Raw genomic sequence first — 22,551 nt, 5'->3', positions numbered from 1 at the left:
CGGAGAATAGTCGACCTTGCTTCGAGACGGGCTGTCGATCCGATCCGCTCAGTGCCCGCTCGGGAGTGGTCTTGGCCGCATGCAGGACCGTCCACTCCAGGTCAGCGGCGTTCGAGCGGCGCGGGCAGATGGTCGAACCCATGCGACGGACTCCCTCTCCACATACGACGTTGATGTACCGATGTCACCCACAACAGTGGCCCCTCGCCCAACATTCCCGTGGGTGTGCCCGGGCTTCCGCGGTGGCTGTGACCGGCTCCACCCGCAGGGGCGTACGTCAGAGGAGGGTGGACAGCCACACGGTCACGGCGGTGGTGAGGATCTCCATCGCCTGATCCTCGGTCAGGCCGGACTTCTTCGGTACGGCGAACCCGTGGTCGCCGTACGGCACCTCGGTGATCTCGTACTCCCCCGGAGGGAATTCGGCGGGCCGCCCGAACGGGTCGTTGCCGCCCTGCACGACGAGCGTGGGTACTCCGGATCCGAGGAGTTCGTCCTTGCGGGACTTCTCCGGCTTCCCGATGGGGTCTCCCCTGCTCGAACGGAGCTGAGAGCTTGGGGAAGGATGCAGCGGAAAGCTGAGCGCGAGGACGGCGTGGGCACCGAGCTCCGCCGCCGTACGGCAGGCCACCCGTGCCCCGGCGCTGCGCCCTCCCGCGACGACGGGCAGCCCCGCGGCGGTGAGCGCGGGCCACAGGCCTCGCCATCCGGTGTCCAGGGTCTTCGGGGCGGGCGCGAGTTTCCTACCGGCGACCCGCCACGGCTGCTCCACCAGGGCTACGGTCACCCCGTGGGCGGGCAGCGCGGCGGCCAGGGCGCGCAGGTCGCGGGTCTCGATGCCGCCACCAGCGCCATGGCTGAGCGCGAGCACCAGGCGGGCGTTCTTCGCGTTCTCCGCGGGCAGCCAGGTGATCCTGGCCGGCCCGGCTTCCGTGTCGACCGTCTCGGCCCTGCGGCCTGTCTCTGCAGTACTCACACACCCCATCCTGCCCGGTCACAAGAGGCTCAGAAGAGCGTGCTCGCTTCCGGAGCGGCCAGTTCCTCCAGCAGCTCGGGACCGTTGTTGCGGACGTTGCTGACGGCCGTGGCCACCGGATAGGCCCGCATCAGCCCGCCCGGCGGCGGTGTGAGCAGCCCCTTCAGCTCCTCGATGCCGGTGCGCGACGGGTCGAGCCAGGCGTCCCACCGGTCCGGGGTCAGCATCAGCGGCATCCGGGGGTGGATGTCGGCGAGCGTGGCCGGGCCCTCGGCGGGGGCGACGGCGAGCGGGGTGGTCTCCGCCTCGGTCGTGATCACCGAGCACGTCACCCACCAGGCCATCGGATGATCGTCCGGCAGCGTCCGGTCGCGCCAGAACTCGTACAGTCCGGCCATCGCGAAGACCGATCCGTCGGCGGGTGTCACGAAGTAGGGCTGCTTGCGCGGCCGCTTCTTCTTCCCCTTCTCCTCCAGCTGCCGCTCATCCGCACCGGTGACCCACTCGTAGTAGCCGTCGGCGGGCAGGATGCAGCGCCGGGAGACGAAGGGGCGGCGGAAGGACGGCTTCTCGTGGACGGTCTCCGCACGGGCGTTGATCATGCGTGCGGCACCCTCGGGGGACTTCGCCCAGGACGGCACGAGCCCCCATTTCAGGGCGCGCAGCTGGCGAACCGGACGCTGATCATCTGCGTCTTTCACAGGACGTTCCAGTACGGCGTAGACCTCCTTGGTCGGCGCCACGTTCCAATCGGGCGCCAAGGTCTCCGCCGGTTCCCACTTCTCGACCTGGAAGAGTCCGGTCAGATCCTCGGGCCGCCGACTCGCTGCATACCGTCCGCACATAAGTGCCAGACTGCCACGACCGTCACGACGACAGACGCCGATACCGCAAGGAGCCGCCCACGCCATGGACAGCACCGATCTGGGCAATCTGTGGGACCGCGTCTTCGGCACCCAGCCCGCGCCCGAGCAGTGGCTGGTGGTGGTGACCGGAACGCTCGCACTGATCGCCGTCGTACCGAACCCGATATGGCGGCTGAGCCGCAACGCGATCACCATCGCGCACGAGGGCGGGCACGGGCTGATCGCGCTGCTCACCGGACGGCAGCTGTCCGGCATCCGGCTGCACTCGGACACCAGCGGGCTGACAGTCAGCCGCGGCAAGCCGACCGGCATCGGGATGATCCTGACCGCGGCTGCGGGCTACACCGCCCCGCCGCTGCTGGGGCTGGGCGGGGCGTGGCTGCTGGTCGACGGCAGGATCACGCTGTTGCTGTGGGTGGCCACCGCACTGCTCGCCGTGATGCTGGTGATGATCCGCAATGTGTACGGGGCACTGACGGTGATCTTCACCGGATCGGCCTTCCTGCTGGTGTCCTGGCTCGCCTCGCCCGCCGTGCAGTCGCTGTTCGCATACACCGTGGTCTGGTTCCTGCTGCTCGGCGGCGTACGCCCGGCCTTCGAGCTCCAGTCGAAGCGCCGGCACGGCGGTGCACCGGACTCGGACGCGGACCAGTTGTCGCGGCTGACGGATGTGCCGGCCGCGCTCTGGCTGTTCCTCTTCCACGCGGTGTCGCTCTGCTCACTGATCGGCGGCGGGCGCTGGCTGCTCGGCCTGTGAGGGCCACTGCCGCGCAGCGACGCCTACCACGCTCACGTTACGTACCGGTTTCGTCTTATTTGATCGAGATTCGGGTTTGCGGTGAGCCACTAAAGTGAGGTCCATGACCGAAAGTGCCGTGCACCCCGCCCTCTGGCCCGCCCCCCGAGCGAGCGGTGCCGTCGACGCGACCGTCACCGTGCCCGGATCGAAATCGGTCACCAATCGCGCCCTCGTCCTCGCCTCTCTCGCCGCCGAGCCCGGCTGGCTGCGCCGCCCGTTGCGCTCCCGCGACACCCTGCTGATGGCCGAGGCGCTGCGCGCGATGGGCGTCGGCATCGAGGAAGGCGTCGGGCCGGACGGCTCCGGCGAGGCCTGGCGGGTCATCCCCGCCGGGCTGCACGGCCCCGCCACGATCGATGTCGGCAATGCCGGGACGGTCATGCGCTTCCTGCCGCCGGTCGCGGCCCTCGCCGACGGCCCGATCCGCTTCGACGGCGACCCCCGTTCGTACGAACGCCCGCTCAACGGCGTGATCGACGCGCTGCGGGTACTGGGTGCCCGGATCGACGACGACGGGCGCGGCTCGCTGCCGTTGACCGTGCACGGCGGCGGTGCGCTGGACGGCGGACCGGTGTCGATCGACGCCTCCTCGTCCTCCCAGTTCGTCTCGGCGCTGCTGCTGTCGGCGCCTCGCTGCAACCAGGGGGTGGAGGTGCGCCACACCGGCGCGAGGCTCCCCTCCATGCCGCACATCCGGATGACCGTCGACATGCTGCGGGCCGTCGGCGCCCAGGTCGACGAGCCGGAGACGGGCGGCGAGCCGAACGTCTGGCGGGTCTCCCCCTCCGCCCTGCTCGGCCGCGATCTGACCGTCGAGCCCGACCTCTCCAACGCCCAGCCGTTCCTCGCCGCCGCACTGGTCACCGGCGGCCGGGTCAGCATCCCGGACTGGCCCGAGCGCACCACCCAGCCCGGTGACGCCCTGCGGGAGATCTTCACCGCGATGGGCGGCAGCTGCGAGCTGACCGAGCGCGGCCTCACGTTCACCGGTTCGGGCCGTATCCACGGCATCGACGTCGACCTCGGCGAGGTCGGCGAGCTGACCCCGGGCATCGCGGCGGTCGCGGCCCTCGCCGACGGCCCGTCCACCCTGAGCGGTGTCGCTCATCTGCGGCTGCACGAGACGGACCGGCTGGCCGCGCTCACCAAGGAGATCAACGAGCTCGGCGGCGACGTCACCGAGACCGCCGACGGGCTCCACATCCGGCCCCGGCCGCTGCACGGCGGTACCTTCCATACGTACGACGACCACCGGATGGCAACCGCGGGGTCGATCATCGGCCTTGCCGTCCCCGGAGTGGAGATCGAGAACGTGGCGACAACCGCCAAGACCCTGCCGGACTTCCCGCAGATGTGGACCGGAATGCTCGGGGCCTGAGACATGCGCCGCTACGGCAAGAACCCCGACGAGGACGACATCCGGTTCCGCCCCAACCCGAAGGGCAACCGGCCTCGCACTCATACCCGCCCGAAGCACGAGGACGCCGAGGAGGGCATGGTCCTCACCGTCGACCGCGGCCGCCTCACCTGTCTCGTCGACGGCCGTACGGTCATGGCGATGAAGGCCCGTGAGCTGGGACGGAAGGCCGCCGTGGTGGGTGACACCGTCTCCATCGTCGGCGATCTGTCCGGCGACAAGGACACCCTCGCCCGCATCGTCCGCATCGGTGAGCGCCGCTCGGTGCTGCGCCGGACCGCGGACGACGACGATCCGTACGAGCGGGTGGTCGTCGCCAACGCCGACCAGCTGGCGATCGTCACCGCCCTGGCCGATCCCGAACCCCGCCCGCGGATGATCGACCGCTGTCTGGTCGCCGCGTACGACGGCGGGCTCTCCCCGCTCCTGGTGCTGACCAAGTCCGATCTGGCCTCCCCGGACAAGCTGCTGGAGGCATACACCCCGCTGGGCGTCCCGTTCATCGTCACCAGCCGCGAGGAGCTGGAGAACGGCGACGCGGCGGAGCGGGTCCGCGAGCAGCTGCACGACCGGGTGACCGCGTTCGTCGGCCACTCCGGTGTCGGGAAGACGACGCTGGTCAACGCACTCGTGCCGAAGGACCGGCGGCGTACCACCGGGGTCGTCAACGCGGTCACCGGCCGTGGCCGGCACACCACCACATCGGCACTGGCGCTCCCCCTGCCCGACTATCGCGGCTGGGTGATCGACACCCCCGGTGTGCGCTCCTTCGGGCTCAACCACATCGACCCCTCCCGGGTGATCCACGCGTTCTCGGACCTGGAGCCGGGCACCGAGGACTGCCCGCGCGGCTGCACCCACGACAGCGAACAGCCGGAATGCGCCCTGGATGCCTGGGTGGCGGACGGCCACGCAGATCCGGCGCGGCTGGAATCGCTGCGGCGGCTGATGTCCACCCGGGAGCGACGCGAAGGCGACTGACCCCGGCACGTTTGCGATCTGCTGCCGCAGGTAAGTGCATAATCACGCCCAGCGAGGCATGGCGGTCACCGATGTGGGAGGGCACTGACGATGGCGTGGCTGCTGGTCGTGGTCGCAGGACTTCTGGAGACCGGCTTCGCCGTCTGTCTGAAGCTCTCGCACGGTTTCACCCGGCTCTGGCCGACGGTCGCGTTCTGCGTCTTCGCCCTCGGCAGCTTCGGTCTGCTGACGCTGTCGCTGAAGAAACTCGACGTGGGGCCCGCCTACGCCGTATGGACGGGCATCGGCGCGGCGGGCACGGCGATCTACGGCATGGTCTTTCTCGACGACGTGGTCTCCACCCTCAAGCTGGTCTCGATCTCGCTGGTGATCGTCGGAGTGATCGGACTGCAGCTGTCGGGCTCGTCCCACTGACCGCGCGTCGCGCTCACACCTCGGCAACCGTTCGCGGGAAGCGGCACGCGGCCGTGTGAGCGGCGCCGGCGGCTCCCGGCCCGCCACCGCTGCTCCGCCTCGCGCACCGAGCGCTCACCCGGTCGGCCGCCACTCCGCCACCTCGCGCACCAGCGGTGCCGCCTCCCCCTCCGTCCCCGGGGGAGCCGGCACCAGCGCGTAACTCAGTGCGAGCCTCAGCGCGATCTCGCAGGTAGCGGCCAGTAGCTCCGGGTCGTGCGGTGGCCGTCCCTCGTCGAGGGCGGCCACCGCTCGCGCTCCGACCTGGCCGAGCAGCTCGGCGGGCGTCGGCGTCCCGGCATCGGCGCGCCGCTGGGCGGGCGCGAGCGATGCGGTCGGCGCCACGGGGTGTACGGGACGGGGTAATCGCTCATCCCAGCAGCCCGTGAGCAACCCTCTGACCAGGGCATTCGCTCGAACGGCGCGGACGGTCCAGGCAGCGGTGACCGCCAGCCTGTCCCCCGTACCGCCTGCTGATCCCAGTGCCCGGTCGACTCCGGCCAGATAGCCGTCGGCGGCGCTCCGGACCAGGGCGCGGGCCATGCCGTCCTTGCTGCCGAACTCGTTGTAGAGGGTCTGCCGGGAGACTCCGGCGGCGGACGCGACATCGACCATGCGCACCGCCGACCAGGGCAGGCCGGCCAGCGCCGAGAGGGCGGCGTCCAGCAATGCGTCTCGCGCTGTGGGCATCATCGCCTCCCACACCAAGGGCTCTGCGTCCCAGAGTTGACGCGCTTGCGGGGACTGTCAATGGTCCGAGCGGCAGCGGGGTCCTGTAGCTCTGTTCACCTGCGGTCGATACTGTGACGACATGCCCGATTACCACGATGATCTGCGCCTCGCCCATGTGCTGGCGGACGCCGCCGACGCGGCGACGATGGACCGGTTCAAGGCTCTGGATCTCAAGGTCGAGACCAAGCCGGACATGACGCCGGTGAGCGAGGCCGACAAGGCCGCCGAGGAACTGATCCGCGGCCACCTCCATCGGGCGCGCCCACGCGATGCGATTCTGGGCGAGGAGTACGGAATCGAGGGCACCGGCTCGCGGCGCTGGGTCGTCGACCCGATCGACGGCACCAAGAACTATGTACGCGGCGTGCCGGTCTGGGCGACGCTGATCTCCCTGATGGAGGCCGGTGAGGAAGGGTTCCAGCCGGTGGTCGGCGTGGTATCGGCCCCCGCGCTGAACCGGCGCTGGTGGGCGGCGAAGGGTGCGGGGGCGTTCTCCGGCCGCAGTCTGACGTCCGCGACCCGGCTGCATGTGTCGAAGGTGGAGCGGATCGCGGACGCCTCGTTCGCGTACGCGTCGCTGAGCGGCTGGGAGGAGCAGGGCCGGCTCGACGGGTTCATGGATCTGACCAGGGCCTGCTGGCGCACTCGCGGGTACGGGGATTTCTGGCCGTACATGATGGTCGCCGAGGGATCGGTCGACATCTGCGCGGAGCCGGAGCTCTCGCTCTGGGACATGGCCGCCAACGCGATCATCGTCCAGGAGGCGGGCGGGAAGTTCACCAGCCTGGACGGAGTGTCCGGCCCCGGCGGCGGCAACGCGGCGGCCTCGAACGGACTGCTCCACCACGAACTCCTGGGCTATCTGAACCAGCGCTACTGATCCGGATCGCGCCCCCGAGGGGCGTCGCGCACCACCGCACGCCCCTCGGATGATCTCGTCCCCCCTTGTTCCGGTCTCGCATCGGTGCAACTCTGAGAGTCCCCCCGCTTGTGAACTTGTGAACCGACTCACGCAGTCGCTTCACGAAGGAGGTGGCTCTCTTCATGCTCGTCCGTGACGCCATGAGCACGCTGGTCCTCACCATCGGACCCACTCATACGCTCCGCCAGGCCGCCCGGCTGATGTCGGTCCGCCGCATCGGAGCCGCAGTCGTCCTCGACCGGGACACCAGCGGGCTCGGCATTCTCACCGAGCGCGACATCCTCAACGCGGTCGGCTCCGGCCAGAACCCGGACGTCGAGACCGCCGCCACCCACACCACCACCGATGTGGTCTTCGCCGCGCCCACCTGGACCCTGGAAGAGGCCGCGGAGGCCATGACGCACGGCGGTTTCCGCCATCTGATCGTGCTGGACGGCCACGGACCCGTCGGCATCGTCTCGGTCCGCGACATCCTGCGTTGCTGGGCGCCCACCAGGCGCCGCCACCACGCGGAACTCGTCGGCTGAGCCGCCATGAACGACCGGTGGGCCGGCCCCCTCCGAAGAGGGAACCGGCCCACCGTCGACGACAGGCGTCCTTATCAGCCGCGCAGGGCCTGGACCGCGGCCTCCAGACGCTTGCCGAAGTCGCCGTCCGCCTGGCGGAAGTTGTTGATCGCACGCTCGGCGATGTCATCGCGCGACACCTTGGCGATGAACCCGGCGAGGTTGTCGATCAGCCGGGCCTTCTCGTCCTCGGAGAAGAGCCGGTAGAGGTTTCCGGCCTGCACGAAGTCGTTGTCCTCGGCGTGGCTCGGGGCCTCGTGCGTGCCGATCTCACCCGTGACCGAGGTGGGCTCCCACAGGGGCCGGTCCGTCTGCACCGGGCCACCGAAGCTGTTCGGCTCGTAGTTCTTCGCGCCCTTGTGGCGGCCGTCGTACAGGTAGCCGTCACGGCTGTTGGTGCGCGCCTCGGTGGCGTGCGGGCGGTTCACCGGCAGGTGGTCGGCGTTGATGCCGACGCGGTAGCGGTGGGCGTCGCCATAGGCGAAGAGCCGGCCCTGGAGCATCTTGTCGGGGGACGGACCGATGCCCGGCACGAAGTGCGCGGGGCTGAAGATCGACTGCTCGGTCTCCGCGAAGATGTTCTCCGGGTTGCGGTTGAGCTCCAGCTTCCCGATCTCGATCGGCGGGTAGTCCGCGTGCGGCCACACCTTGGTGAGGTCGAACGGGTTGAAGCGGTACGTGGCCGCCTCGGCCGCCGGCATGATCTGGACCTGCACCGTCCAGGACGGGAAGTCGCCGCGCTCGATCGCCTCGCGCAGATCGCGCTGGTGGCTGTCCGGGTCCTCACCGGCCAGCTTGTTGGCCTCGGCCTGGGTGAGGTTCTTGATGCCCTGGTCGGTCTTGAAGTGGTACTTGACCCAGAAGACCTCGCCGGCCTCGTTGTTCCACTGGTACGTGTGCGAGCCGTACCCGTTCATGTGGCGCAGCGTTGCCGGGATGCCGCGGTCACCGAAGAGCCAGGTCACCTGGTGGGTGGACTCGGGCGACAGACCCCAGAAGTCCCAGACGTTGTCGGCCTCCTGCGAGCCGGTGTACGGGTCGCGCTTCTGGGTGTGGATGAAGTCCGGGAACTTGATGGCGTCCTTGATGAAGAACACCGGGGTGTTGTTGCCTACGAGGTCGTAGTTGCCCTCTTCGGTGTAGAACTTCAGCGCGAAGCCGCGGGGGTCGCGTACCGCGTCGGCGGAGCCGAGGTTGCCCGCGACGGTCGAGAAGCGAAGGAACGTCTCGGTCTGCTTGCCGACCTCGGAGAGGAACTTCGCCCGCGTCCACTGCGAGACGTCGCGGGTCAGCGTGAACGTGCCGTATGCACCGGCGCCGCGGGCGTGCACGATGCGCTCCGGAATGCGCTCGCGGTTGAAGTGCGCGAGCTTCTCCAGCAGCGACTGGTCCTGCACCAGGACCGGACCGCCGACGCCCGCGGTCTGGCTGTTCTGGTTGTCGGCGACCGGCGCGCCGGCCTCCGTGGTGAGCGGTCCCTGCGTCACGTGCGCCTCCTGCGTCGTTCCTGCACATTCGTCATGTCCTGCACAGCCTGTCCCTTGGCGTATGCCGGTCCCGATCCTACAATGGACATAGTCCAAGTCAAGTGAACATCCAAAGTCACACCCGTTCGGGATCCGGTCCCCCCACTGTTAGGCTTGTTCCCATGAGTGACCTGTTGGAACGACTTCGCGGACGCGGCTGGCGCATGACTGCGCAACGGCGCGTCGTGGCCGAGGTCCTCGACGGGGACCATGTACACCTGACGGCTGACGAGGTCCACGCCCGGGCCGTCGCCAAGCTGCCCGAGATCTCCCGCGCCACCGTCTACAACACCCTGGGCGAGATGGTGACGCTCGGCGAGGTCATCGAGGTCTCCACGGATCGCCGGGCCAAGCGGTACGACCCGAACGCACACCGCCCCCACCACCACCTCGTCTGCGCGAGCTGCGGCACCATCCGCGACGTACACCCGGCGGGCGACCCGCTGGCGGATCTGCCGAGCGACGAGCGGTTCGGTTTCACGGTCTCCAATGTCGAGGTGACCTACCGCGGCATCTGCCCGCACTGCGCCGCGACGACCTGAATCCTGCCGCGGAAGGCCCCGGTGCGAGCGTCACGCGCACCGGGGCCTTCCGCATGAACACCCACAGGGGACGACGCACATCCCCGCCCCAGCACGCGCGCACCCCCTTCCCGAATCTGACGGGTAGTCATATCGTCTGCGGCGATCACGTCCGCCCCGCGGCGGATCCGCACCTCGATACGCGCGAGGAGAGACCCGTGGGAGATCCGCACCCGACCCCACCCACCACCGCAGCCACCAGTCCCAAACTCCGCGCCGACGCGCTCACCCGCTCGTTCGGGCGCGGCGCCAAGGCCCTGTCCGCCCTCGGCCCGCTCGATCTCTCCATCGCGCCGGGCGAGTTCACCTGCATCGTCGGCCCGTCCGGCTGCGGCAAGTCCACGCTGCTCAGGATTGCCGCCGGACTGCTCCGCCCCAGCTCCGGCGAGCTGTCCATCCGCACGACCTCACCCCGTCCGGCGGCGATGATCTTCCAGGACTACGGAATCTACGACTGGAAGACCGTGCTCGCCAATGTCCGGTTCGGTCTCGACATCCAGCGCATACCGCGCAAGGAGGCCGACGCCAGGGCGCGCGACTGGCTGGCCCGGATGGGGCTCTCCGACTTCGCGGGGGCGTATCCGGCCGCCCTCTCCGGCGGGATGCGGCAACGGGTCGCGATCGCCCGCGCCCTCGCCGTCGAACCCGAGATGCTGCTGATGGACGAGCCGTTCGCGGCGCTCGACGCCCAGCTGCGCACGATCCTCCAGGACGAGCTGCTCGACCTCACCCAGACCACCCGTACCACCACCCTCTTCATCACCCACAGCCTCGAAGAGGCGATCGTGCTCGGGGACAGGGTGCTGGTGATGTCCGCCAGACCGGGGCGGATCATCGCCGAGCGCCGCCCGCCGTTCGGCCGGCCGCGCACCGGCGGGGTCCGGTCGGCACCCGAATTCACCGCGCTGAAGAGCGAGTTGTGGGAACTTCTGCGCGGCGAGGTGCGCAGGGAGGCGGTCCCGGCATGACCATCACCGTGAACGCCACGAAGCCCGACGACGGCGTCCTGATCCGCAGACCGGGCCCGCAGGAGTTGCATCCGGTACGCACCCACCGCAGGCGCCGCGCCCTGGAGCTCACGCTCGCCGTCGCCGTACCGCTGCTCCTCGTACTGCTCTGGCAACTGGCGGCGGCACAGTCCTGGATCGACGACCGGGTCTACCCCGCCCCCTCCACCATCCTGGCGGACGGCTGGGACCGGGCGGGCGCCGGTGAACTGTGGCCGGATGTGTGGGCCACGCTCAAGCGGGTCCTCGGCGGCTATGCGATCGGCACCGTCGCGGGATACGCGCTCGGCCTGCTGATGGGCTCGCTCTCACTCGTACGGGCAGCGCTGGAGCCGTTGCTCGATGCCCTGTACGTCGTGCCGAAGCTGGCCCTGCTGCCGGTCTTCCTCAATATGTTCGGCCTCGGTGAAGGACCGCAGATCGCCCTGGTCGCCGCGACCGTCTTCTTCTTCGTCTGGATCTCCACCATGGCGGCCGTGCTCGCCGTCCCGGTCGGCCACCGTGATGCCGGTCAGGTCTTCGGCGCCTCGCCCTGGCAGATGTTCCGCCATGTGCTGCTGCCCGCGTCGCTGCCCGCGGTCCTGGTCGGGGCACGGATCGCGGCAGGGGTGGCCGTGCTCGTCATCGTCGCCTCCGAACAGATCGCCGCGGCCGACGGTCTCGGCCATCTGATCTTCGACTCCCGGGCGCTGTTCCAGAACGACGTGATGTTCGTCGGCATCGTGTGTGTGGCGGTCCTCGGTGTCGTCTTCTCCGAAGTGGTGCGGATCGCCGGGCGGCTGCTCACACCGTGGGCCCCGCGCGACCGCGGCCGCAGCCAGTCCTGAACGGCTCCCCATGTTCTTCGTACGGAGGCACTGTGCGTACACATACCCCCTTCACCCGCACCGTCGTGCTCGTCACGGCATCCCTGCTCGGCGCGGCAGGCTGCGCCGGCAAGGACTCCGCCGACAACAGCGCCGCCGCACCGCGTACCGTCAAGCCCGTCGCGGGCTGTGGCGCCGGCAGCTGGACCGACCCGGCCGGCCTCGCCCCCGACCGGAAACCGGCCCGCTGCGTCAAGGGGGCCCCGGCGGCCCAGCCCCTGGCGAAGAAGCGGAAGATCACCGTCGCCACCGGCACCCTGAGCGCGGAGTACGTCGCTCCGCTCCAGGTCGCGGTGGCGAAGGGCGAGTTCGCGAAAGAGGGGCTGGACGTCGAACTGAAGGTGCTGCCCACCCCGGACGCCCTTCCGCTGCTCGCCAAGGGCGATGTGGACGCCCAGTGGGCGGCTCCCGAGGCAGCCGTGATGAACGGCATCAACGGCGGCTTCGACATCAAGTGGGTGGCAGGGAACTTCTCCCCCGATCCCACCTCCAAGAGCGGCCTGTGGGTGCGTCTCAAGGACGGCGAGAGCACCGATCACGTCGAGATGGCGGGCCGGAAGATGGGCACGATGATCGGCAAGGGCTCGGTCATCGCGTACCCGATGGACACCTCCCTGAAGAAGCACGGCGGCGGCCTCGACAAGATCAGCTTCCAGCAGCTCGGTTCCGCGGATGTGCTGACCGCGCTGCAGAACGGCGGCGTGGACTCGGCCTGGCTGCTCGACCCGATCTGGCGCAAGGTGGACGGCGACAAGAAGTACGCGTTCCTGGGCGGCCAGCCCGTCGGTGAACCGCTCGGCGGCCTGCTCTTCGGCCCGACGCTGCTGGACAAGGACCCGGACGCGGGCGTCGCCTTTCTCCGCGCCTACATCCGGACGGTGAACACCTATTTCGCCGGCGACTACAAGTCCGATCCCGCCTTCGTCGCCGAGCTGGCGAAACTGATGAAGACCGATGAGGCCACGCTGCGGTCGACCCCGTCGATGCGCATGGACTGGGAGATACGGAAGGGCACGACGGACCGGCTGCAGAAGGCATACGCCGATTCGGGCGTCTCGAAGGGCACCCCGGTGCCGGAGACGAAGGCCGTCGACCGGGCGATGTACTCGGAGGCGGTGGGCCACAAGCTCTGACTCGCGCGCAGGGTTATACGCAGAAGGCCGGACCCTCTAAAGGATCCGGCCTTCTGCGTTCAGTAGCGGGGACAGGATTTGAACCTGCGACCTCTGGGTTATGAGCCCAGCGAGCTACCGAGCTGCTCCACCCCGCGTCGTTGAACCCAACAGTACGTGACGCCCTGGACCAGCGCAAATCCGTTTCTGCGGGCCGTGCGCCGGCCGCCGCGCACCGCTACGCGGTCAGCTCCTGATGCAGCGCCTCGCGCAGCCGGGCAGCCCGCTCGGCGACCTCCGCCGGGCCCAGTTCGACCGCCCGTGCGCACCAGCGCTGCCCCTCGGCGAGCTCCCCGCGGCGGGCGGCCAGCAAGGCGAGGCGCAGGGCGGCCCGACCGTGCCCGTCGTTCGCGGCACGGCTCCACCACAGCGCGGCCTCGCGCTCGCTGCCCTCGCGGGCCAGCAGCAGCCCGAGGTTGAAGGCGCCGTTGCGGCTGCCCGACTCGGCGGCCTCGCCGTACCAGCGGGCGGCGCTGTCCACGTCACCACGGGCCGCCGCGAGCATCCCGACCCGCACCTGGGCGCGGCGGTGCCCCTGCTCGGCGGCCCGCTCGTACCACTCCTCGCACTCGGTCTTCTCCGGCATCGGCTCGCCGAGCGCGGGAGGTCCGGGCGGCGGCTGCCGCGAGTCCAGCACGCCGGCCAGCCGGAAGGCGGCCTCGGCGCTGCCGCCGCCCGCCGCGCAGCGCAGATGGCGCTCGGCCGCCTGCTCCTCCCCGTGGTGCAGCAGGGCCATGCCGACCTGGAGCGCGGCCTCGGTGTGACCTGCCGCGGCGGCCCGCTCGTACCAGACCAGTGCCGTACGGTCCTCGTCGCGTCCGGCGTACAGGATGCCGAGGTTGAAGGCCGCGTCGACGCTGCCCGCCTCGGCCGCCTTGGAGAACCAGGGCTCGGCGCCGGTCGCGTCGCCCGCCTGGAGCAGGAGTACGGCCAGTGCGTTGGCGGCCTCGCGGTGGCCCGCGTACGCGGCGCGGCGGTACCACTGCTCGGCCTGCGCCGTACGGTCCTGGGCCGCGCAGAGCAGCCCCAGGTTGTAGGCACCGTTGACATCGCCCGCGTCCATGGCGGCGCGGTACCAGCGCTCGGCGGTCTGCTGCTCGCCACGGGCGGCGTGCAGGGCGCCCAGGGCGTTGGCGGCGTTCCCGTCGCCGTCCTGGGCGGCGCGCAGCCACCACACGGCGGCGCTCTCCTCGTCGCCCGCGTCACGCAGCAGGAATCCGAGCGCGCAGGCGGCCCGCGCCTCGCCGGCCTTCGCGGAGATGAGGTACCAGCGGCCGGCCTCCTTGGGCTCGCCGCGCTGTTCGAGGATGGCGCCGAGGTGCAGGGCGGCACGCCGGTGGCCGCGCGCGGCGGCCTGCCGGTACCACTGCTCGGCCTCGCCCACGCGCCCGGTCGCCGGACCGGCCACGGGGCCGTCGTCCGAGCGCACCGCGGAACGGGGGGTGGCACCCGGACGACCGGCTGCGCCCGCGCCGGGTCCGGGACCCAGGCCCGGGCGGCCGAAGGCGTCGTGCGGGTCGTCGGCGGTGTTGCGGTCCAGCATGCGCGCGAGGCGGTACGCGGCCTCCCGGTGCCCCTGCTCGGCGGCGGCACGCAGCCAGCGCTGGGCGCCGACGTCGCTACGGTGTTCCAGCAGGTCGGCAAGGGCGTATGCACCCAGGGCATGGCCCTGCTCGGCGGACTGCCGCAGCCAGTACTCGGCGCCGGGCTCGTCGCCCCGCTCGCGGTAGTGGCGACCGAGGGCGTGCGCGGCGGCGGCGGAACCCGCAACGGCTGCGATACGCCACCAGCCGGCCGCGTCGTCGGTGTATCCGCGCTGATGGAGGAGGACGCCCAGGTTGTTGGCCGCGGCCCGGTCGCCGTCGGCGGTGGCCGCACGCAGGTAGGGCTCGGCACCGTCCAGATCGCCGCGGCGCAGCAGCAGGGCACCGAGGACGCTCATCGACGTGGTGTCCCCGGCGTCGGCGGCGCGACGGTGGCGCGCCTCGCTCTCGGCGCTCTCCGGGCTCTCCCGGGTCTCGAGGCTCTCCGGGGGCTCGGAATTCTCTGCGGCCTCAATGGCCCCGGCGCTCCCGGCGACCCCAGTGCTCCCCGTGCTCTCTGCACCCTCTGTGCTCTCGACGGTCGCGGCACACCCCACAGTCTCGGCGGTCTCGGTCGTCCCGATGATCTCAGTGGTTTCAGTGGTCTCGCTGCTCTCCGCGGCGGCAACACCAAAAGCCGCATTCATCACGCTATCCGGCCGATGAACGTGACGCTGCACAAACCGCCCTGTCTCCAACAGAGTTGCCCTGTCCCCCATAAATACCATCGTCGCACCACCTACAACCCGCGTACACCTGGTATATCGCGGCCAGTGAGGTCACTTCAGCGTTTTGTCGACATGCCCACAGAGAGATAAGTCAAACACGTCCGAGCTCAACTCGTGCCCCGCGAACCGCACTTCACACCCACCGCACAAGAAAGTCGTCGCGGCACGACGAAGGCCCGGATCCTCGAAAGGATCCGGGCCTTCGTCTTTCAGTAGCGGGGACAGGATTTGAACCTGCGACCTCTGGGTTATGAGCCCAGCGAGCTACCGAGCTGCTCCACCCCGCGTCGTTGTGTTCAAACCGTACCACGACGCGGGGGTGAGTCTTTACCGAGTTACTCAGCCACCACTGCCGGCATCGGACGCTTTATCCGCACTATCCGAATTGCCCGCATTATTCGCACTACCCGACTTGGGCTGGGCGGCCGCCGCACGCTGCAACGCGTCCTGCAGATCCGCCTGGGCCTTGCCGTAGGCGCTCCAGTCCTGCTTCTTCAGGGCTGCCTCGCCTTCCGCGTAGGCCTTCTGCGCATCCGCGATCGCCTTCTTCAGCGCCGCGTCACCGGTGGCCGGTGGCTGCGTGGTGCCTGGTGGCCGGGTGGTCTCCGCAGGCGGCTCGGTGGTGCCGGAGCCCGTCACCCCGAAGACCGCGTTGAGCGCCTCCCCGAGGCTGTTCTCGAATACGGTCTTCGACCCGTAGGAGGCGGCGACCTTGCGCAGCAGCGGATAGTTCTGCGTGCCGCCGCGCGTATACACCGGCTCGATGTAGAGGAAGCCTCCTTCGAGCGGCACGGTCAGCAGGTTGCCGTACTCGATGTCGGAGTCGGTTCCCTTGAGGTTTCTCACGAACTCGGCGACATCGTCGTTGCCGTTGAGCTCACTCTGTACCTGACCGGGGCCCTTCACCGTGGTGGTGACTCTCAACAGCCTTATCGTGCCGTAGTCCTTGCTGGCCGCATCCGCGTCCACCGCCATGAACGCCCCGAGGTCGGGCCGCCCCTTCGGAGTGAAGGTGGTGGTCAGCGAGAACTTCTGGGCCGTCTGGTCCGGCATCTTTATGCTCAGGTAGTACGGCGGGACGGCGCCGGACTCCTTGTTGGTCGGGTCGTCCGGGACCTGCCAGGCGTCACTGCCGCTGTAGAACTGTGCGGGGTTGGTGACGTGGTAGCGGGTGAGCAGCTCGCGCTGCACCTTGAACAGGTCCTGCGGGTACCGCAGGTGGTCCATCAGGTCCTTGGGGATATCGGCCCGCGGCTCCACCGTCCCCGGGAACGCCTTGCGCCAGGTCTTGAGGACCGGGTCCTCGGTGTCCCACTCGTAGAGCTTGACCTTGCCGTCGTACGCGTCGACGGTGGCCTTCACCGAGTTTCGGATGTAGTTGACCTGGTTCTGCTGGGCGACGACCGCGCGCTGGTTGGTGGTCAGCGAGTCGGCCGTGGTGTCACCGAGCGTCGTACGGGAGGCGTACGGGTAGCCATTGGTGGTGGTGTACGCGTCGACGACCCACTGGATGCGGCCGTTCACCACGGCCGGGTAGGCGTCGCCGTCGATGGTCAGCCACGGGGCGACCGCCTCGACGCGCTCCTTGGGCGTGCGGTTGTAGAGAATCCGCGAGCCCTCGCCGATGGCCCCCGAGTAGAGGATCTGCGGCTCACTGAACGACACCGCGTACGCGGCACGGTTGAAGGCGTTGGAGAGACTGACCCCGCTGTTGCCCTGGTAGCTGGTGGTCTTCTCGCCGTCCTCCTCGTAGTCGAGCTCCTTCTGGGGCCCGCCGACGATGGAGTACTGCTCGGTCTTCTCGCCGTAGTAGATCTGCTGCTCGTACTTGCCGAGCTCACCCGTGGTCGGCAGACCTGACTCGGTGAAGTCCGGGGAGCCCTTCGGGTTCTTGCCGGTCGTCGTGCCCCGGGCCGCGATGGCGCCGTAGCCGTGGGTGTAGGTGAAGTGGTCGTTGATCCAGTTGCGCTTGGGGATGCCGTCGAGGTTGAGCTCACGCAGACCGATGACCGTGTCCTGGTCCTTGCCGGCGGCGTCCTTGTAGCGGTCCACGTCCAGCGTCTTGGGGAACTGGTAGTAGTTCCTCTTCTGCTGGAGCTGCTGGAAGGCCGGGGAGACGACGTTGGGGTCCATCACCCGGTAACTGGCCGCATCGTCCGCACTGGCACGCAGCTTGGCGTCGTCGTTCGTCGTGCTCTTGCCCGAGTAGTCGTCGACCTGCGCGTTGTCGATGTCGTACGCGTCACGCGTCGCTTCGATGTTCTTCCGGATGAACGGCGCTTCCTTGGCCTGCTCGTTCGGCTGGACCTGGAACTTCTGCACGATCGCCGGGTACAGCCCGCCGATCAGGATCGCCGAGAGCACCATCAGACCCAAGCCGATCATCGGGAGCTGCCAGGTACGGCGCCAGAGCGTGGCGAAGAAGAGCACGGCGCAGATCGCGGCGATGCAGAACAGGATGGTCTTCGCCGGAAGGTAGGCGTTGGCGTCCACGTACCGCAGGCCCGTCCAGTTGTCCGTGGCCTTGAAGTCGCTGGACTTCACGGCCAGGCCGTACCGGTCGAGCCAGTACGCCACGGCCTTCAGCGAGACGAAGACACCGAGCAGCACCGACAGATGGCCGGTGGCCGCGCCGGTCGCCCGCGCGCCGGGGCTGGTGATGCGGAGGCCGCCGTACAGATAGTGGGTCAGCGCGGCGGCGATCAGCGAGAGCACCGTGGCCGCGAAGCCGAAGCCCAGCAGGAAGCGGTACCAGGGCAGGTCGAAGGCGTAGAAGGACACATCCAGATGGAACTGGGGGTCCTTCTGGTTGAACGCCACGCCGTTCACATACATCAGCCAGGTGCGCCACTGACCGGAGGCTGATGCTCCGGCGATCAGTCCGACGAGCGCGGTGATCGCGAGCAGCACCCACTTCTTGTACGGGGCGAGGCTCATCCGGTAGCGGTCCAGGCTCTGCTGCTCCAGCGACATCGCGCTCAGCGGCGGCCGGAGCCGGTGCGCGAGCCAGATGTTCAGGCCGACGGCGATCGCCATCAGCAGTCCGAAGACGAGGAACAGCCCGATCTTGGTCCACAGGGTGGTGGTGAAGACGGACGAATAGTCGACCGACCGGTACCAGAGCCAGTCCGTCCAGAACCCGGCGAACATGACGAACGCCATGGCGAGAACCGCCAGGACGCCCAGTGTCATGAGCAGGGTACGGGCGCGCCGGGACGGGCGGCCGACTCTGATCCGTGGCCCGGTCGGGCCTCCGCCGCGGTCCGGCATCTGGAAAGCCAACGTGCGCACCTCGAAGTTCGCGGGTCGTGTGAAGCGGGCCCAGCGATCGTAGAGCCCACCTATGCAACTTACTGAGGCTTTACCTAGTTCCCGTTCCCGGGGCGGAAGGAGGCAGGATGTTGGCCATGCCCAACGTTTCCCCCTCAGGCCCCCCGATGGCCGCTAGCCCCCTCACCGTCGCCGTGCTCGAAATCGACGAGTACATCTCCGGCCTCGGCTGGGACCAGCCGGCCCGGCTGTTCGCTCTCGTCGACACCGCCCGGCTGCGGACCCAGGAGCCGGGTCTCGCCGCCCAGCTCGGTCTCGACAGCTCCGACTCCCCGACCGCCTCACTCACCCCCATCGAGCAGGAGGAGCTTCCGCCGGGCACCGCCCTGGACGAGTTCCTCGCCACAATCGCCTGGCCCGACGCGGTGATCGGATGCGCGATGACGGTGGAGCGGCTGATGCTGCCGCCGTCCGCCGAGGCCTCCGTGCCGGAGGGGCTCAGCGATGCCCGGCTGACCAAGTGGGTCGCCAAACACCCGGAGCGCCAGGAGGTGCGGATGACCGTGGCCGTCCTTCGGGACGGTACGCGCGAGTCGGCTGTACGGCTCCGCGAGAAGGACTCCCCGAGCGAGGTGCGGACCGGCGCCGGCCTGGTGCCCGGGCTGGCCGACGCCCTGGCCGCGACCTTCGAGGCCTGACCCCGCCGCGTCCCCGCCGAGGGGGCGCGGTCAGCCTGCCGAGCAGCTCGGCAGGCCGGCCGTGTCCCCCGCCTGGATCTTCTCCAGCGACTTCTTCGCGTCGTCGATCGTCTTCACCTTCACCAGCGTGAGTCCGCTCGGGGTGTCTGAGGCTGCGGCCTTGCAGTTGTCGTTCGGCGTCAGGAAGTACCGGGCGCCCGCGTCACGCGCGCCGACCAGCTTCATGTTGATGCCGCCGATCGGGCCGACCTTGCCCTTGTCGTCGATCGTGCCGGTGCCCGCGATGAACTTGCCGCCGGTCAGCTGCCCGGGCGTGAGCTTGTCGACGATGCCCAAGGAGAACATCAGACCGGCGCTCGGGCCGCCGACATCGGCGAGCTTGATATCGATCCGGAACGGGAACGTATGGTCCGTCCCGGCCTGGATGCCGACGATCGCGCGGTTCTCCTTGGGAGCCTTCGCGGTGGTGATGACGATCTTCCGGCTGCCCTCGGGCTCCTTGTCTGCCTTGTCTGCCTTCTCGGCCGCCTGCGCCGTCTTCGCCGGGATGATCGTGAACGTGACGTCCTCGCCGGGCTTGTGACGGGTGACGAGCTTCGCGACGTCCTCGGGCTGCTTCACCGCGTTGCCGTCGACCTGCTTGATCACATCGCCGGCGTGCAGCTTGCCCTGGGCGGGACTGCCCTTGATGACCGTGGAGACCACGACGCGCGACGACACCGGGATGCCCAGCTCGGTCAGGGCGGCAACCTTGGCGCTCTCCTGCGACTGGCTGAACTCCTCGGCGTTCTCCTGCGTCGACTGCTGCTCGGTCTTGCCGTCGGGGTAGAGCGTGTCGTGCGGTACGACCACACTGTCGTGGGCCAGCCAGCCATAGACGGCCTCGACGAGGTTCATGTTGTAGTCGGCGCCGGTGACCCTGACCGTCGTCATATTGAGGTTGCCGGACGTCGGGTACGTCTTGTGTCCGGAAATCTGCAGGACCGGTTCCCCTTCGACCTTGCCGAGGGTGTTCACGGTCGGGCCCGGAGACATCTCCGAATACGGCACGGGAATCAGCACGCCTGCGCAGAGCAGCGCGATGAGGATCAGCATGGAGGCGAGCATCGTCGCGGTGCGGCGTGGCATGGAACGACAGTACGGGAAGGGTCTGTCAGTGCACCGTCGGGGCCGGTCCGGACGGGGCGTGGAGCCCGGCGTGGCGCTGTGCCGGAGGGCGTCGGCAGCCTGCACCGCTGTGCGGATTGGCGACTGCGGACATTCGACGGAGCAACGGAGGATCAGACAACATCGGAACCGGAGTGCGATTTCTCCATCGCCTCACGGAACCGGGCGTACCCGGCGAGTTCTGAGACATCACCGGCCGTGCGATTACGGGCGACCCAGCTTCCCCATATCGCAGCGCCGAGTGCAGCGAAAAGCGGAATCAGCAACCAAGCGAGTGCTGCCATTACGACCTCCCTACCCCATGAGCGACCGCAACTGACCGATCAGCAGATTAACCATCTGCAGGACCAACGCTCACGGCAGGGGTGCGGTTACGCAAATCGGGGCGGCCGACCACCCGATCGGCTTGCGCTCAGCAGGCGCCCACCCACTCCTCGGTGCCGTCCGAAAAGCGCTGGTGCTTCCAGATCGGAACCTCGTGCTTGAGGTCGTCGATCAACTTGCGGCACGCCTCGAACGCCTCGGCGCGGTGGGGGCAGGAGACGGCGACGACCACAGCGAGGTCGCCCACTCGGAGGTCGCCCACCCGGTGGACGGCGGCCAGCGCCCGGACCGGGAATTCCGCGACGACCTTCTCGGCCACCCGGCGCAATTCGTCCTGAGCCGAGGGGTGGCAGGAGTACCCGAGCGCACCGACGTCCTGACCGCCGTCGTGGTTGCGCACCGTACCGACGAAGAACGCCGTGCCGCCCGCGGCGTCGTCCCCGACCGCCCGGAAGATCTCGTCGACCGACAACGGCGTGTCGCGAATCGCCAGCAGCCGGATGGGGTCGCTTGCCGCCTGCTCGCCGGGGTGGTCGTGGGTGGAAGCCATGGGGCCCATGGTGCCGTACCGCACCGACATCGTGGAATAGCGTTTTCCACCGGCGGACCGCCTCTGACCTTGGAGCCTTCTACAGACGGACCGCAGCCCCCTAGATCCGGCGGCGGGCCTTAGATCCGGCGGCGGGCCTTAGATCCGGCGGCGGGCCTTGCGGGCGCGGCGGACCAGGGCGGCGGTGCCGAGCAGCGCCACGGTCGCACCGGCGGCACCTGCCGCGGTGGCGTCCTTGCGGCCGAGTCGGCGTCCGGCGACGGTGTGCCGGCCCTCGACCTCTTCGAGGAGCGCGGCGAGCACCTCCTCGTTGGTCCAGCTCGGGCGCCAGCCCGCGTCGTGCAGTCGGCTCACGCTGACCACCCAGGGGTGCATCGTGTACGCCAGATCGCCCGCCGGGGACGGGGTGAGGCCGATCCGGTGCAGCCGGGCGGCGGCTCCGAGTGCCACTGCGGAGGGCAGTTCCATCCGGCGGACGCCACTGAGCTCCTCGACCTCCTCCTGTTCGAGCCAGCCGTCGCAGCCGACCGCGAACTCGCCGTCGATCTTCTCCAGCGCGGCGTACTCCAGGGCCGTGACCAGGTCGTCGACGTGGCAGAACTGCCAGGTGGGGCGTGATCCGGCGACGACCAGGAGGCGCGGCGACTCGAAGTAGCGGGTCAGCGCGGTGTCCGTACCGCCGACCAGGACGGCGGGGCGGACCACGGTGACATTGAGGCCGGGGTGGGCGCGGGGTGCGCGACGCCCGAGCCGTTCGATCTCCAGGAGGTCGCCGACGCCGGTGGCCTCCGCCGTGGCACGCAGTTCGGCGTCCTCGGCGAGCGGGATGTCGTTGTCGGGCAGCGCCCCGTAGACCATCGCCGAGGTGCACAGGACGACCCGGTGGACCCCGACGGCCGCGGCGGCCGTCAGCACGGTCTGGGTGCCGCGCACGTTGTAGGCGGTGCGGGCGGCGGGGTCGGTCTCCAGGTCGAGATCGAGTGCCAGATGCACGACGACATCTGCGCCACGCAGTTTCTCCGCGATGGCGGGATCCCGTACGTCGAGGATGTGCCAGGTCGCCTCGGAGGCTTCTCCTCGGCGTTCGTCGATGGCGATGACCTGCTTGATCTCCTCGGACGCCGCGAGGCGTGCGGTGAGCAGCTCACCGACGCCCCCCGCGGCTCCGGTGACCGCGACGACGGGGCCACGGTTCCTGGAGCGGCTCTTTACGGGCTTGTTCTCGGTCGAGGGGTCGGACAGGTTTCGCGCTGCGCGAACCTGAGGATCTGGGGAACTCACCGGGCGTCTCCAGCGGTTGTCTTCAGTACGTACCCGAATGACGCGTACGTACCAGGTGGCGTCCATCCTGCCGCAGGCCGGGAGCC

General features: G+C 69.4%; 20 protein-coding genes and 2 tRNA genes. 11 read left to right on the top strand and 11 right to left on the bottom strand.

What is annotated here, in order from left to right; translation table 11 throughout:
• Positions 1 to 277 precede the first annotated feature (277 nt).
• Both ACZ7IB_RS04460 and ACZ7IB_RS04455 read right to left on the bottom strand, forming a co-directional pair.
• Positions 278 to 985 (bottom strand): alpha/beta hydrolase family protein, encoded by a 708-nt coding sequence (locus ACZ7IB_RS04460; protein ID WP_470909101.1) that lies wholly within the window; start codon positions 983 to 985, stop codon positions 278 to 280.
• A 20-nt stretch (positions 986 to 1,005) separates the two neighbouring features.
• Positions 1,006 to 1,821, bottom strand: a complete 816-nt coding sequence (locus ACZ7IB_RS04455; RefSeq protein ID WP_470909099.1) for an SOS response-associated peptidase — start codon at positions 1,819 to 1,821, stop codon at positions 1,006 to 1,008.
• Between the two features lie 64 nt (positions 1,822 to 1,885).
• On the opposite strand from ACZ7IB_RS04455, the gene ACZ7IB_RS04450 reads away from it, so the two are divergent.
• The 4 genes from ACZ7IB_RS04450 (at position 1,886) to ACZ7IB_RS04435 (ending at position 5,453) form a co-directional block, all read left to right on the top strand.
• Positions 1,886 to 2,599: a M50 family metallopeptidase gene (locus ACZ7IB_RS04450; RefSeq protein WP_470909097.1), complete on the top strand. Its 714-nt coding sequence runs from the start codon at positions 1,886 to 1,888 to the stop codon at positions 2,597 to 2,599.
• A gap of 103 nt (positions 2,600 to 2,702) precedes the next feature.
• Complete coding sequence (aroA, locus tag ACZ7IB_RS04445; protein WP_470909095.1) at positions 2,703 to 4,019, top strand: 3-phosphoshikimate 1-carboxyvinyltransferase; 1,317 nt, start codon at positions 2,703 to 2,705, stop codon at positions 4,017 to 4,019.
• 3 nt (positions 4,020 to 4,022) lie between these two features.
• Positions 4,023 to 5,039, top strand: coding sequence for a ribosome small subunit-dependent GTPase A (gene rsgA / locus ACZ7IB_RS04440; RefSeq protein ID WP_470909093.1), 1,017 nt, complete (start codon positions 4,023 to 4,025; stop codon positions 5,037 to 5,039).
• A 90-nt stretch (positions 5,040 to 5,129) separates the two neighbouring features.
• Positions 5,130 to 5,453 carry a DMT family transporter gene (locus ACZ7IB_RS04435; RefSeq protein WP_114246542.1) on the top strand — a complete coding sequence of 108 codons (324 nt, stop codon included), beginning with the start codon at positions 5,130 to 5,132 and terminating at the stop codon, positions 5,451 to 5,453.
• Positions 5,454 to 5,567: 114 nt separating this feature from the next.
• Here the strand turns inward: ACZ7IB_RS04435 and ACZ7IB_RS04430 are convergent, their stop codons facing one another.
• Entirely contained in the window at positions 5,568 to 6,185 is a 618-nt protein-coding gene (locus ACZ7IB_RS04430; RefSeq protein WP_470909092.1) for a TetR/AcrR family transcriptional regulator, read from the bottom strand.
• Between the two features lie 118 nt (positions 6,186 to 6,303).
• Between ACZ7IB_RS04430 and hisN the strand changes: the two genes are divergently transcribed.
• Entirely contained in the window at positions 6,304 to 7,104 is an 801-nt protein-coding gene (gene hisN / locus ACZ7IB_RS04425) for a histidinol-phosphatase (RefSeq protein WP_470909091.1), read from the top strand.
• Positions 7,105 to 7,268: 164 nt separating this feature from the next.
• Complete coding sequence (locus tag ACZ7IB_RS04420; protein ID WP_470909089.1) at positions 7,269 to 7,673, top strand: CBS domain-containing protein; 405 nt, start codon at positions 7,269 to 7,271, stop codon at positions 7,671 to 7,673.
• A gap of 74 nt (positions 7,674 to 7,747) precedes the next feature.
• Here ACZ7IB_RS04420 and ACZ7IB_RS04415 read toward each other — a convergent pair whose 3' ends face one another.
• The gene (locus ACZ7IB_RS04415; RefSeq protein WP_470909088.1) at positions 7,748 to 9,199 is read right to left on the bottom strand and encodes a catalase; all 1,452 of its coding nucleotides are present in this window, start codon (positions 9,197 to 9,199) and stop codon (positions 7,748 to 7,750) included.
• A 161-nt stretch (positions 9,200 to 9,360) separates the two neighbouring features.
• Between ACZ7IB_RS04415 and ACZ7IB_RS04410 the strand changes: the two genes are divergently transcribed.
• The 4 genes from ACZ7IB_RS04410 to ACZ7IB_RS04395 all read left to right on the top strand — a co-directional run bounded on the left by ACZ7IB_RS04410 (position 9,361) and on the right by ACZ7IB_RS04395 (position 12,825).
• Complete coding sequence (locus tag ACZ7IB_RS04410) at positions 9,361 to 9,780, top strand: Fur family transcriptional regulator (protein ID WP_470909086.1); 420 nt, start codon at positions 9,361 to 9,363, stop codon at positions 9,778 to 9,780.
• A gap of 197 nt (positions 9,781 to 9,977) precedes the next feature.
• Positions 9,978 to 10,787: an ABC transporter ATP-binding protein gene (locus ACZ7IB_RS04405; RefSeq protein WP_413752784.1), complete on the top strand. Its 810-nt coding sequence runs from the start codon at positions 9,978 to 9,980 to the stop codon at positions 10,785 to 10,787.
• Complete coding sequence (locus ACZ7IB_RS04400; protein ID WP_114246536.1) at positions 10,784 to 11,653, top strand: ABC transporter permease; 870 nt, start codon at positions 10,784 to 10,786, stop codon at positions 11,651 to 11,653. Before ACZ7IB_RS04405 ends, ACZ7IB_RS04400 begins: the two co-directional genes overlap by 4 nt.
• Positions 11,654 to 11,685: 32 nt before the next feature.
• The gene (locus ACZ7IB_RS04395) at positions 11,686 to 12,825 is read left to right on the top strand and encodes an ABC transporter substrate-binding protein (protein WP_470909083.1); all 1,140 of its coding nucleotides are present in this window, start codon (positions 11,686 to 11,688) and stop codon (positions 12,823 to 12,825) included.
• 63 nt (positions 12,826 to 12,888) lie between these two features.
• Here ACZ7IB_RS04395 and ACZ7IB_RS04390 read toward each other — a convergent pair.
• The 4 genes from ACZ7IB_RS04390 to ACZ7IB_RS04375 form a co-directional block, all read right to left on the bottom strand.
• A tRNA-Met gene (locus ACZ7IB_RS04390) sits at positions 12,889 to 12,962 on the bottom strand.
• 80 nt (positions 12,963 to 13,042) lie between these two features.
• On the bottom strand, positions 13,043 to 15,175 hold the full coding sequence (locus ACZ7IB_RS04385) for a tetratricopeptide repeat protein (RefSeq protein ID WP_470909082.1): 2,133 nt from the start codon (positions 15,173 to 15,175) through the stop codon (positions 13,043 to 13,045).
• Positions 15,176 to 15,388: 213 nt separating this feature from the next.
• Positions 15,389 to 15,462 (bottom strand) — tRNA-Met (locus ACZ7IB_RS04380).
• 52 nt (positions 15,463 to 15,514) lie between these two features.
• Positions 15,515 to 18,445, bottom strand: a complete 2,931-nt coding sequence (locus ACZ7IB_RS04375; RefSeq protein ID WP_470909511.1) for a UPF0182 family membrane protein — start codon at positions 18,443 to 18,445, stop codon at positions 15,515 to 15,517.
• A 128-nt stretch (positions 18,446 to 18,573) separates the two neighbouring features.
• Here ACZ7IB_RS04375 and ACZ7IB_RS04370 point away from each other — a divergent pair, with 128 nt between their 5' ends.
• Positions 18,574 to 19,143 carry a PPA1309 family protein gene (locus tag ACZ7IB_RS04370; protein ID WP_470909080.1) on the top strand — a complete coding sequence of 190 codons (570 nt, stop codon included), beginning with the start codon at positions 18,574 to 18,576 and terminating at the stop codon, positions 19,141 to 19,143.
• 30 nt (positions 19,144 to 19,173) lie between these two features.
• On the opposite strand, the gene ACZ7IB_RS04365 is transcribed toward ACZ7IB_RS04370, so the two are convergent.
• The 3 genes from ACZ7IB_RS04365 to ACZ7IB_RS04355 all read right to left on the bottom strand — a co-directional run bounded on the left by ACZ7IB_RS04365 (position 19,174) and on the right by ACZ7IB_RS04355 (position 22,465).
• Complete coding sequence (locus tag ACZ7IB_RS04365; RefSeq protein ID WP_470909078.1) at positions 19,174 to 20,271, bottom strand: YlbL family protein; 1,098 nt, start codon at positions 20,269 to 20,271, stop codon at positions 19,174 to 19,176.
• Between the two features lie 451 nt (positions 20,272 to 20,722).
• On the bottom strand, positions 20,723 to 21,184 hold the full coding sequence (locus ACZ7IB_RS04360; protein ID WP_470909076.1) for a molybdenum cofactor biosynthesis protein MoaE: 462 nt from the start codon (positions 21,182 to 21,184) through the stop codon (positions 20,723 to 20,725).
• A gap of 138 nt (positions 21,185 to 21,322) precedes the next feature.
• Positions 21,323 to 22,465, bottom strand: coding sequence for an SDR family oxidoreductase (locus ACZ7IB_RS04355; protein ID WP_470909074.1), 1,143 nt, complete (start codon positions 22,463 to 22,465; stop codon positions 21,323 to 21,325).
• Positions 22,466 to 22,551: the final 86 nt, after the last annotated feature.

It is taken from the genome of Streptomyces sp. NPDC037301, assembly GCF_055602785.1.
The sequence above is the reverse complement of the archived record's forward strand: the minus strand, read 5'-3'. Positions and strand labels throughout refer to the sequence as shown.

What these genes read in the sequence shown, in the direction of transcription:
- ACZ7IB_RS04365 (WP_470909078.1), bottom strand. Translation starts at nt 20,271, where the DNA reads ATGCCACGCCGCACCGCGACGATGCTCGCCTCCATGCTGATCCTCATC.
- aroA (WP_470909095.1), top strand. Translation starts at nt 2,703, where the DNA reads ATGACCGAAAGTGCCGTGCACCCCGCCCTCTGGCCCGCCCCCCGAGCG.
- ACZ7IB_RS04430 (WP_470909092.1), bottom strand. Translation starts at nt 6,185, where the DNA reads ATGATGCCCACAGCGCGAGACGCATTGCTGGACGCCGCCCTCTCGGCG.
- ACZ7IB_RS04455 (WP_470909099.1), bottom strand. Translation starts at nt 1,821, where the DNA reads ATGTGCGGACGGTATGCAGCGAGTCGGCGGCCCGAGGATCTGACCGGA.
- ACZ7IB_RS04420 (WP_470909089.1), top strand. Translation starts at nt 7,269, where the DNA reads ATGCTCGTCCGTGACGCCATGAGCACGCTGGTCCTCACCATCGGACCC.
- ACZ7IB_RS04385 (WP_470909082.1), bottom strand. Translation starts at nt 15,175, where the DNA reads ATGGTATTTATGGGGGACAGGGCAACTCTGTTGGAGACAGGGCGGTTT.
- rsgA (WP_470909093.1), top strand. Translation starts at nt 4,023, where the DNA reads ATGCGCCGCTACGGCAAGAACCCCGACGAGGACGACATCCGGTTCCGC.
- ACZ7IB_RS04450 (WP_470909097.1), top strand. Translation starts at nt 1,886, where the DNA reads ATGGACAGCACCGATCTGGGCAATCTGTGGGACCGCGTCTTCGGCACC.
- ACZ7IB_RS04460 (WP_470909101.1), bottom strand. Translation starts at nt 985, where the DNA reads ATGGGGTGTGTGAGTACTGCAGAGACAGGCCGCAGGGCCGAGACGGTC.
- ACZ7IB_RS04375 (WP_470909511.1), bottom strand. Translation starts at nt 18,445, where the DNA reads ATGCCGGACCGCGGCGGAGGCCCGACCGGGCCACGGATCAGAGTCGGC.
- ACZ7IB_RS04410 (WP_470909086.1), top strand. Translation starts at nt 9,361, where the DNA reads ATGAGTGACCTGTTGGAACGACTTCGCGGACGCGGCTGGCGCATGACT.
- ACZ7IB_RS04370 (WP_470909080.1), top strand. Translation starts at nt 18,574, where the DNA reads ATGTTGGCCATGCCCAACGTTTCCCCCTCAGGCCCCCCGATGGCCGCT.
- ACZ7IB_RS04435 (WP_114246542.1), top strand. Translation starts at nt 5,130, where the DNA reads ATGGCGTGGCTGCTGGTCGTGGTCGCAGGACTTCTGGAGACCGGCTTC.
- hisN (WP_470909091.1), top strand. Translation starts at nt 6,304, where the DNA reads ATGCCCGATTACCACGATGATCTGCGCCTCGCCCATGTGCTGGCGGAC.
- ACZ7IB_RS04400 (WP_114246536.1), top strand. Translation starts at nt 10,784, where the DNA reads ATGACCATCACCGTGAACGCCACGAAGCCCGACGACGGCGTCCTGATC.
- ACZ7IB_RS04360 (WP_470909076.1), bottom strand. Translation starts at nt 21,184, where the DNA reads ATGGCTTCCACCCACGACCACCCCGGCGAGCAGGCGGCAAGCGACCCC.